The sequence below is a fragment of the Pseudonocardia xishanensis genome (assembly GCF_039541715.1).
Taxonomy (GTDB): Bacteria; Actinomycetota; Actinomycetes; order Mycobacteriales; family Pseudonocardiaceae; genus Pseudonocardia; species Pseudonocardia xishanensis.
This window is the reverse complement of record NZ_BAABGT010000022.1, coordinates 99,249-108,893: the sequence shown is the minus strand read 5'-3', so window position 1 is coordinate 108,893 and position 9,645 is coordinate 99,249. Positions and strand designations below refer to the sequence as shown.

The following is a 9,645-nucleotide window of genomic DNA, read 5'->3' as shown; positions in this document are numbered from 1 at the left end:
CGGTCCAGGTTGTCACCGATCGTGTCCCCCAGCAGGGGCACATCGGAGATCCCCGACGCATACGAGGGCACTGCAGGGCTGGTCACGTCCGCCTCCGGAACTCCGTCGTCCTGGTCTCGCGCCCATCCTGCGACGGGCGCCCCCGGCGCGCCACCACCCGATGGAGAGGGAGGCACGGAAAACCACCTGCCCGCGGGCGATACGCTCGACCGATGCACGACCCCCGCGTCCTGCTCGATCCCGCCACCGACGCGGTGCGCAAGCTCGCGCGCCGCGGCTTCACCCTGGACGTCGAGCGCCTCGACCGCCTCTCCACGGGCCGCAACGCGGCCATCCGGAAGGCGGACGAGTGCCGCGCCGAGGCCAACCGGCTGCAGAAGTCGGTGAAGGGGGCGTCCCCGGACGAGCGGCCCGCGCTGGTGGAGAAGGCCAAGGAGACGAAGGCCCAGATCACCCTCGCCGAGGAGGAGGTCAAGGTCTTCGAGGCCGAGCTGGGCGAGTACCTCCTGGAGATCCCGAACCTCCCGGCGGACGAGCTGCCGGACGGCGCCAGCGACGCGGACGCCGAGCTCGTCCGCACCTGGGGCACGCCCGTGGAGATCGAGAACCCGCTGGACCACGTGGACCTCGGCGAGAAGCTGGGCATCCTCGACCTGGGCCGGGCCACCAAGCTCAGCGGCCCGCGGTTCGCCGTGCTCAAGGGCCGCGGCGCCGCGCTGGAGCGCGCGCTCGCCCGGTTCTTCCTCGACCGGCACACCGAGCGCCACGGCTACACCGAGTGGTCGGTCCCGACCCTGGTCAGCCGCCAGACGATGACGGGCACGGGCCAGCTGCCGAAGTTCGAGCAGGACCTGTTCCGCACCGAGGTCGCGGACCGCGAGCTGTTCCTCATCCCCACCGCCGAGGTGCCGCTCACCAACCTGCACGCGCGCGAGACCGTCGCCGCCGAGGACCTCCCGCTCGCCTACACCGCGCAGACCCCGTGCTTCCGCTCGGAGGCCGGGTCGTACGGCCGGGACACCCGCGGCCTGATCCGGCTGCACGAGTTCTCGAAGGTCGAGCTGGTCCGCATCGTGGACCCGGCTCAGGCGCGCGCGGAGCTGGAGATCCTGGTCGGGCACGCCGAGGCGATCATGCAGGAGCTCGGGCTGGCCTACCGCGTGGTCCGGCTCGCGGCCGGGGACATCGGCTTCTCGGCCGAGTACACCTACGACATCGAGGTGTGGCTGCCGAGCCAGGGCACCTACCGCGAGATCAGCTCGTGCTCGGACTTCGGCACGTTCCAGGCCCGCCGCGCCTCCATCCGCACCAGGGCCAAGGACGGCACCCGCGGGTTCGCCGCCACGCTGAACGGCTCCGGCCTGCCCGTGGGCCGCACCCTGGTCGCGGTCCTGGAGCAGGGCCAGCAGCCGGACGGCAGCGTCCGCATCCCCGAGGCCCTCGTCCCCTACACGGGGTTCTCCGAGCTCCGGTAGCCCTCGACAGCCGGCCCCGGCGCGGCGATAGTTCTCGGTGATCACGTCATCGGAGGCCACCGTCATGCTGCACGTCCCGACCATCGACATCGCACACCCGGACGCGGACGAGGTGGCCCGCCGGGTCGACCACGCCGCCCGGACGGTCGGGTTCATGCAGATCACCGGGCACGGCGTCCCGGACTCCGTGCTCGCCGACTTCACCGCGGCGACGGACGCGTTCTTCGCGTCCCCGCTCGAGGCCAAGTCGGCCTACCGGTGCCCGCCCGGGGTGAACCGCGGCTACACCCCGCCGAAGGCCGAGTCCCTGGCGAACAGCCTCGGCCTGGCAGGCGCGGCGGACCTGTTCGAGGCCTTCAACGTGGGCACCCAGGCCGCCGACTTCCCCGGGCTCGGCCTCTCGGAGTCCGACTACGAGACCAACGTCTGGCCGGACCTGCCGGGCTTCCGCCCGGCCGTCGAGGCATGGTTCGGCGCGGCGCAGGGCGTGGCCCGCACGATGACGCGGATCTTCGGCCGCGCGCTCGGCCTCGGCGAGGAGGGGCTCACGGTGTTCACCGGTCACTCCGTCGACGTCCTCCGGATGATCAACTACCGCCTCCCGGCGCCGGACGTCGAGCTGGAACCCGAGCAGGTCGGCATGGGCGCCCACACCGACTACGGGATCGTCACCGTGCTGTGGGCGGACGCCGTTCCCGGCCTGGAGATCCTCGACCACGACGGCGGCTGGCAGCCCGTGCAGCCCGCCCCCGGAGCCCTGCTGGTCAACCTCGGGGACGCGCTCGCCCGGTGGACGAACGACCGCTGGGTCTCCACGATGCACCGCGTCGCAGCCCCGCGCGTCGACGGCGTGCTGGTCCCCCGCCGCTCCGCCGCGTTCTTCCACGACGGGGACGTCGACGCCGTCATCGCCCCCCTCCCGACCTGCGTGGACGCCGAGCATCCCGCCCTGTACGCGCCGGTGACCGTCGGCGACCACCTCAAGGCGAAGCTGGCGGGCTCGCGCGGCGGAGCGCTCACCGCGGGCGCCGAGCGCGAAGCCGCACGGCTGCGCTGACTCGGGCCGACACCCCGACACGCCTCACTCGATGGAGTGGAGGCCATGATCACGGTGTGTTCCGCGGATGCGCGAACCCTCGGCGAGGACATCCGCATCTGCGGGTCAGGGTAGCCTCACCTCTCCCACCCTGACCTGCGCAACCACGATCCGTACGGATCGGACTCTTCACATTTGCGCGACGCACCGTCACGCATCCGTCACATCTCGGGATCGTTGGCTGCGCAAGGACCCGGGCAACCGCTCCCCAGAGCTCCCCCAGACCGCCCGGAGTCGTCCCCGAAGAAGAGGACCCCGCATGGCCCAGCATCGCGTCGCGCCCGCGCCCCCACGAGAGGGCCTGCGTGCCCCGGTCGGGCGTCGCAAGTTCCTCGGCTACCTCATCGCCGCGCCGACCCTCGTGGTCGCCGCCGAGCTGACCCGGCAGGAGGTCTTCGGCACCTCCAGCGCCACGGCCGCCCCGATCCTGTCGGCCCCGCAGCCGCCGGAGGCCTACGACCTCCTCGACCTGCTGCGCGACTCGATGCGCCCGACCGCCAACCTCATCCGCATCGAGGTGAACAAGGACGGCACGGTGTCGTTCGCGCTGCCGCGGTCGGACAACGGCCAGGGCATCATCACCTCGACCCAGATGATCATCGCCGAGGAGATGGGCCTCGACGTCGACCAGGTGCACGTCACGCTGGCCGACGCCCGCCCCGAGCTGCTGTTCAACCAGATCACCGGCGGTTCGTCGACCACCTTCACGACCTACACCCCGATCCGGGTCGCGGCCGCGCTCGCCCAGATGCGCCTGCTCGACGCCGCCGCGCAGCTGATGCAGCAGGACGTCCGCACGCTGACCGCGCGCAAGGGCCTGATCCTCGACCCGCTGGGCAACTCGCTCCCGATCGGCGACCTCGCCGGTCCGGCGGCCAGCTCCGTGACCGAGCAGGTCGAGGTCGCGCTCAAGCCGCGCGAGGACTTCACCGTCATCGGCAAGCCGCAGGGCAAGACCGACGCCCGCGACATGGTCACCGGTCGCAAGTGCTTCGTGAACGACCTGCAGATCCCCGACGCCCTCCCGACCGTGATCTGCCGGGCGCCCGACCTCAACGGCACCCCGGACGACGTCGACAACCTCGACGAGGTCCGGAACATGCCGGGCGTGACCGACGTGGAGATCGTCTCCACCGGCGTCGCGGTCCGCGCGAAGACCTTCGGCCAGGCCATCGACGGCGTCCGCGCCCTCGAGGTCGCCTGGAACCGCGGCACCGTCGCGGGCGAGGACGACGCGTCGATCCTGAAGAAGCTCAAGGCCGCCGAGCTGCCGCTGGTCGTGCCCGCGGGCGCGGTGGACACCGTCGAGGGTTCCTTCACCTTCTACTTCAAGTCCAACAGCTCGCTCGAGCCGAACACCGCCATCGCCGACGTGCGCGGCAACCGGGCCGAGATCTGGGGCCCGATGAAGAACCCGGTCACCGCCCAGAACGCGATCGCGAAGAAGCTCGGCATCCCGCAGAGCAACGTCACCGTGCACGTGATCCAGGGTGGCGGGTCCTTCGGCCGCAAGCTGTTCTTCGACGCCGCGCTGGAGGCCGCCGAGGTCTCGCAGAAGATGGGCAAGCCCGTCAAGCTGATGTGGACCCGCGCCGACGACTCGCGCCAGGGCCGCGTGCACCCGATGGCCACCAGCCGGGTCCGGGCGACCGTCACCGAGGACTCGGTGCTCAGCTTCGAGCAGCGCCACACCAGCGTCTCCACGGACTTCACCCACGGCCTCGGCGACGCGATCACCGCGGCGGGCGCGAAGGCCCCGGGCGGCAACCTCACGTTCGCCGAGTCGATCTTCGAGCTGACCCAGGCCAGCCCGTACAACTACGGCGTCTCCACCCGGCTGCTCAACGAGGTGGACATGCGGTTCAACACCTCGTCGATGCGCAACGTGTACTCCCCGGACGTCACCACCGCGCGCGAGGTCGTCACCGACCAGCTGGCGAACCGGATGGGCCGCGACCCGTACGAGTTCCGCCGCGAGTTCGCCCGCAGCGACAGGATCCGCGGGGTCCTCGACGCCGTCGCCAAGGAGGGCCGCTGGGGCCGCTCCATGAAGAAGGGCACGGCGCAGGGGCTCGGCATCCACCACGAGTACAAGGGCGTCACCGCCGCGCTGGTGGAGATCGACTGCCGTCCGGAGACGGTGAACCGGCCGATCCGCGAGGGCGTCACCGGGCCGCGGGTCACCAAGGTGACCTTCGCGATCGACGCGGGCCTGGTGATCAACCCCAAGGGCCTCGAGGCGCAGATGATGGGCGGGATCAACGACGCCATCGCGCTGATCCTCACCTCCAGCCTGCACCTGACCGACGGGCACTTCGTCGAGGCCAGCTGGGACAACTACTTCTACACCCGGCAGTGGAACACCCCGCCGGAGCTGAACATCATCATCGTCGAGTCCGACCACGACGAGCCCGGTGGCGCGGGCGAGGCCGGGGTCGCGGCCACCGCGGGGGCGATCGCGAACGCCTACGCCCGCGCGGTCGGGAAGGTCCCCACCTACTTCCCGATCAACCACCTCGACCCGTTCCCCTTCGAGCCCAAGCCGCTCGTCCCCCCGATCCCCGAGTCGCCGGTCGACGGCCTCCGCTACACGTACTAGGAGCCGAGAAATGCCCACGCGCACCCTGCACCTCAACGGCGAGAAGGTCACCGTCGAGGCCGAGGACGACGTCCGCCTGCTCTGGGTGATCCGAGACCTCCTCGGCGTCACCGGCCCGAAGTACGGCTGCGGCATCAACGTCTGCAAGGCCTGCACCAGCCACATCAACGGCAAGGCGTTCAACCCCTGCTCGGTCCCGGTCTCCGACATCTCCGAGGACGACGAGATCACCACGATCGAGGGCCTGGCCGACGGCGACACGCTCCACCCGATGCAGCAGGCCTGGATCGACAACGACGTCGCCCAGTGCGGCTTCTGCCAGCCCGGCCAGATCATGGCCGCCGTCGCCAAGGTCCGGCAGTGCCGGAAGGAGGGCCGCGACGTCGACGACGCGGCCATCGAGGAGATCCGCAACATCTGCCGCTGCGGCACCTACAACCGCATCAGAGAGGCCATCAAGGCCGGATCGGAGAACATGTGAAGCGCGTGATCGGAGCGGCCCTGCTCGGCGCGGCCGCCGTCCCCCTGACGTCGGGCGTGGCGATGGCCGCCGAGCAGGCCCCGGCGCAGGACGTGCAGAGCCCCCTGCAGGGCGCCTCCGCGACCCTGGCGACGGGCGAGCAGATGGTCGCCCAGTTCGTCGACGCGAGCAACGGCAACGGCCCCACCGGCGCCGACGGCGTCGAGACGGAGATCCCGGCCCCGGACTACCGCTTCGTCGAGGGCCCCGCAGGCGGTCTCCTCAACGGCCCCTTCGACTGACCTCCCCCTCTATTACGCACGAACGGCACTTTTGTGCGCACCTAGCGCACGAAAGTGCCGTTCGTGCGCTACCGGTGGGCTCAGGGCGACGTGCTGAGCTACAGGCCGCCGGTGTTGAGGAGGAGGTTCGGGGTGCCCCCCGTGCCTCCGTCCTCGATCACGCCCGGCGTGGCGTTGTCGATCATCCACTGCTTGATCGTCGCGCTCGGGGTGTCGCCGCGGGCCTGCTTGTAGAGGGCGGCGACACCGGCGACGAACGGCGCCGCCATCGAGGTGCCCGTGTAGGACGCCGTCCGGCCGCCGGGGACCGGCGCCACGATGCTGGTTCCCGGTGCGTACAGGCCCACGCACGGACCCGTGCTCGACGACGTGTTGCGCTCGTCCTCGCGCGTCGAGTTGGCCACGACCATCACCCCGGGTGCCGCGCGCGGGGCGACCTGGCAGTCGTTCCGGCCGTTGTTGCCCGCCGAGGCCGCCACGAACACGTTGTCGTTCACGAGGTTCGTGACCGCGGACAACAGCGCGTCCGACGGGCCGTAGCTCCACGACATCACCGCGACCGCGGGCCCGCCGGAGTGGTTCTGCAGCACCCAGTCCAGGCCGCCCAGCAGCGAGGACAGCGTGCCGGAGCCGTTGCAGTCCAACACCTTCACCGCGCGGACCGCCGCGTCCTTCGCCACCCCGTAGTCGGTCGAGGCGGCGATCCCGCCGACCACGGTGCCGTGGCCGTCGCAGTCGGTGTCCTGGCCGTCGATCGTGTTGGTGCCCCAGCTCGCGCGGCCGCCGAATTCCGGGTGGGTGACGTCGACGCCGGTGTCCACGACGTAGACGGTGACGCCCTGGCCGGTGGCGGTGGTGGTGTAGCGGCCGTCGAGCGGGAGGGTGCGCTGGTCGATGCGGTCCAGCCCCCAGTTCGGCGGGTTCTCCTGCGTGCCCTCCGTCAGCCCCGGGGGGAGCAGCGGCTGCGCGCGCGGCCCGATCGGGTCGATCCGGCGGTCCGGCTCGATGCCGAGCACCCCGGGCAGCCCCCGCAACCGGGCGAGCTGCTCCGCGGTGAGCCGCGCGGCGAACCCGGTGACGGCCCGGGTGAAGTGCGCCTTCGGCGTGACGCCCACGACGCTCGCGGCGCGCACCGCCTCGTCCGCGGACTCCGCCAGCACCACGTAGTCCCCCGCCACCGACACGACCACCGGCGGACTCGCGTACGCCGCGGTCCCCGCCAGGGACAGCAGCGCCACGACGAGTCCGACGCAGAGGGGCCGCACCAACCGGGAGATCACGGACAGCGACGCTACGGTCCGCGTCCGAGGAAACACAGGTACACGATAGTGGCCTGGGTGACTGCAGTGACCGATGTGGTGACTATCGGTTGCGAGGTCGGCGCGACTGTGAACGGGTACCCCGGGAGATGACCGACATCGTGCGCCCCGACCCGCTGCACTGGGTCGCGTACGCCTTCGGCGCCGGGCTGCCCGCACGGAACCGGACGTGGGTCCTGTGGGACGTCACCGCGCCGACCTGGGCGCTGCGCCACCTCGCGCGGGCCCTGGTCCAGCTGGCCCCGTTCACCGCCGTCCTGCTGCTGTTCCTGCCGTTCCCGCTCTGGGTCCGGCTGGCAGGCGTCGGCATGGGGGTCGCGATCGGGCTGCTCTACTCGTTCGCCTGGATGGAGGCCTCCGCCGAGCATCGGGTGATCAAGGCGGGCTATCCCGAGGGCACCGCCGCCGCGACCCGCCGCGAGCGCCGGCGCACGGGCGGTGGCGCCGCCCGCTGACGGTACTCAGACGGGGTGGATCTGCACCTCGGTGGCCTTCACCGCGAACCAGAGGTCCAGGCCCGGCTCGGCGACGAGATCGGCGACCGCGGCGGGCGTCACGTCCGCCGCGAGGCCCTCCAGCCACTCCGGGCCGCCCGGCCGGGGCGCCGCCCGCAGCCGGACGACGTCCCCGCGCGGCTCGATCGACGCCAGCCGCACGGGCAGGACGTTGCGCGGGCTGCCGTGCGGCTCGTCGGCGAACACCGACACCGCCGACGGCGGGAAGACCGCCACCACGGGCTCACCGGTCCCGGGATCGCCATCGGTCTCCCCGGCCGACAGCACCGCCTGCGGGCGACGGCCCGCGATCACGACGCCGTCGTCCGTCCGCAGGGTGTCCCCCGCCCACACCCCGGGGATCAGGTCGAGGCCCGCGATCCGCGCCGCGAACGCGCTGCGGGGCCGCGCCAGCACCTCCCGGGTGGCCCCCTGCTCCACGACCCGCCCCCCGCTCAGCACGACGACCCGGTCGGCGAGCACGAGCGCGTCGAGCGCGGAGTGGGTGACCAGGACGGCGGTCTGTTTCCCGTCCCGGATCACCCGGCGCAGCAGGGCGCGCATGGCCGGGGCCGCGTCGATGTCCAGGGCGGCCAACGGCTCGTCCAGCAACAGGAGCTCGGGTCCCGGGGCGATCGCGCGGGCCAGCGCCACCCGCTGCTGCTGCCCGCCGGAGAGCTGCGCGGGCTTGCGGTCGACCAGCCCCGAGACGTCCGGCAGGACGTCGGTGAGCAACCCGCGCGCCCGCTCCTGCGCCTCCCGCTTGGACACCCCGTGGGCGCGGGGTCCGAACGCGACGTTCGCCAGCGCCGTCAGGTGGGGGAAGAGCAGCGCCTGCTGCGCGAGCAGCCCGACCCCGCGCCGGTGCGGCGGGACGAACACCCCCGCGGCCACGTCCGTGACCGTGCGGTCCCCGACCCGGACGTGCCCCGAGTCCGGTCGCAGCAACCCGGACAGCACGCCGAGCAGCGTGGACTTGCCCGCACCGTTCGGCCCGAGCACGGCCACGACCTCCCCGGCCCCCGCGGTGATCGCGACGTCCAGCGCGAAGTCGCCCCGGTCCAGCCGGACGGCGAGGTCGAGGCTCACGTCAGCCCCTCGCTCCCGCGCGGGCGGCCCAGCACGATCACCACGATCGCCACGACGACGAGTAGCAGCGACAGCGCGACCGCCCCGTCGACGTCCGTCTCCCGCTCGAGGTAGACCAGCAGCGGCAGGGTCCGGGTGGTGCCCTGCAGGCTGCCCGCGAAGGCGATCGTGGCCCCGAACTCCCCCATGCAGCGTGCGAAGGCCAGCACCGCGCCGGACATCAGGCCGGGCAGCACCAGCGGGATCGTCACCCGTCGGAAGGCGAGGCCCGGCGAGGCGCCGAGGGTCGCGGCGACCGACTCGTACCGGCGCCCGGCGGTGCGCAGGGCCCCCTCCAGCGACACGACGAGGAACGGCAGCGCGACGAAGGTCTGCGCGAGCACCACGGCCGCCGTGGTGAAGGGGACGGTGATGCCGAACCAGAGGTCCAGCGCGCGCCCGACCAACCCGGTGCGCCCCACCAGGAACAGCAGCGCCAGCCCACCGACCACCGGCGGCAGCACCAGCGGCAGCAGCACGACCGATCGCACCGTGCGCAGCCCCGGCATCCGGGAGCGGGCCAGCACGACGGCCAGCGGGCCCCCGAACAGCACGCACAGCACCGTCGAGACCGCCGCGGTCTCCAGGGAGAGCCGCAGGGCGTCCAGCGCGGCGTCGGAGAGCAGCAGCTCCGGCATCCGGGACCAGGACGCGCGCTGCACCAGCCCGAGCACGGGCAGCACGATCAGCAGGAACGCGACCCCGGCCGGGATCCAGACGAACCACGGCAGCCCGACCGTCTCCTCGTGGCGACGGTCGGGTCGCCGGGTCC

The 9,645-nt window shown here is 72.4% G+C and carries 9 protein-coding genes; 6 read left to right on the top strand and 3 right to left on the bottom strand.

The features are described from left to right. Positions 1–212 precede the first annotated feature (212 nt). From serS to ABD993_RS07295, 5 genes are all read left to right on the top strand, one after another. Positions 213–1,475 carry a serine--tRNA ligase gene (gene serS / locus ABD993_RS07315; protein ID WP_345413999.1) on the top strand — a complete coding sequence of 421 codons (1,263 nt, stop codon included), beginning with the start codon at positions 213–215 and terminating at the stop codon, positions 1,473–1,475. Positions 1,476–1,512: 37 nt separating this feature from the next. Then, positions 1,513–2,532, top strand: coding sequence for an isopenicillin N synthase family dioxygenase (locus ABD993_RS07310; protein ID WP_345413998.1), 1,020 nt, complete (start codon positions 1,513–1,515; stop codon positions 2,530–2,532). 298 nt (positions 2,533–2,830) lie between these two features. Beyond that, positions 2,831–5,170, top strand: a complete 2,340-nt coding sequence (locus tag ABD993_RS07305; RefSeq protein WP_345413996.1) for a molybdopterin cofactor-binding domain-containing protein — start codon at positions 2,831–2,833, stop codon at positions 5,168–5,170. A 10-nt stretch (positions 5,171–5,180) separates the two neighbouring features. Next, positions 5,181–5,651 (top strand): (2Fe-2S)-binding protein, encoded by a 471-nt coding sequence (locus tag ABD993_RS07300; RefSeq protein WP_345413994.1) that lies wholly within the window; start codon positions 5,181–5,183, stop codon positions 5,649–5,651. Next, positions 5,648–5,932, top strand: coding sequence for a hypothetical protein (locus ABD993_RS07295; RefSeq protein ID WP_345413992.1), 285 nt, complete (start codon positions 5,648–5,650; stop codon positions 5,930–5,932). The genes ABD993_RS07300 and ABD993_RS07295 overlap by 4 nt, the downstream gene beginning before the upstream one ends. A gap of 98 nt (positions 5,933–6,030) precedes the next feature. Here the strand turns inward: ABD993_RS07295 and ABD993_RS07290 are convergent, their stop codons facing one another. Next, positions 6,031–7,212 carry a S8 family peptidase gene (locus ABD993_RS07290; protein ID WP_345413990.1) on the bottom strand — a complete coding sequence of 394 codons (1,182 nt, stop codon included), beginning with the start codon at positions 7,210–7,212 and terminating at the stop codon, positions 6,031–6,033. A gap of 128 nt (positions 7,213–7,340) precedes the next feature. On the opposite strand from ABD993_RS07290, the gene ABD993_RS07285 reads away from it, so the two are divergent. Next, the gene (locus ABD993_RS07285; RefSeq protein ID WP_345413988.1) at positions 7,341–7,706 is read left to right on the top strand and encodes a DUF5313 family protein; all 366 of its coding nucleotides are present in this window, start codon (positions 7,341–7,343) and stop codon (positions 7,704–7,706) included. Between the two features lie 6 nt (positions 7,707–7,712). Here ABD993_RS07285 and ABD993_RS07280 read toward each other — a convergent pair whose 3' ends face one another. After that, positions 7,713–8,834, bottom strand: a complete 1,122-nt coding sequence (locus tag ABD993_RS07280; RefSeq protein WP_345413986.1) for a sulfate/molybdate ABC transporter ATP-binding protein — start codon at positions 8,832–8,834, stop codon at positions 7,713–7,715. Then, positions 8,831–9,604: an ABC transporter permease gene (locus tag ABD993_RS07275; RefSeq protein ID WP_345414015.1), complete on the bottom strand. Its 774-nt coding sequence runs from the start codon at positions 9,602–9,604 to the stop codon at positions 8,831–8,833. Before ABD993_RS07275 ends, ABD993_RS07280 begins: the two co-directional genes overlap by 4 nt. Positions 9,605–9,645: the final 41 nt, after the last annotated feature.

What these genes read in the sequence shown, in the direction of transcription:
- serS (WP_345413999.1), top strand. Translation starts at nt 213, where the DNA reads ATGCACGACCCCCGCGTCCTGCTCGATCCCGCCACCGACGCGGTGCGC.
- ABD993_RS07305 (WP_345413996.1), top strand. Translation starts at nt 2,831, where the DNA reads ATGGCCCAGCATCGCGTCGCGCCCGCGCCCCCACGAGAGGGCCTGCGT.
- ABD993_RS07300 (WP_345413994.1), top strand. Translation starts at nt 5,181, where the DNA reads ATGCCCACGCGCACCCTGCACCTCAACGGCGAGAAGGTCACCGTCGAG.
- ABD993_RS07285 (WP_345413988.1), top strand. Translation starts at nt 7,341, where the DNA reads ATGACCGACATCGTGCGCCCCGACCCGCTGCACTGGGTCGCGTACGCC.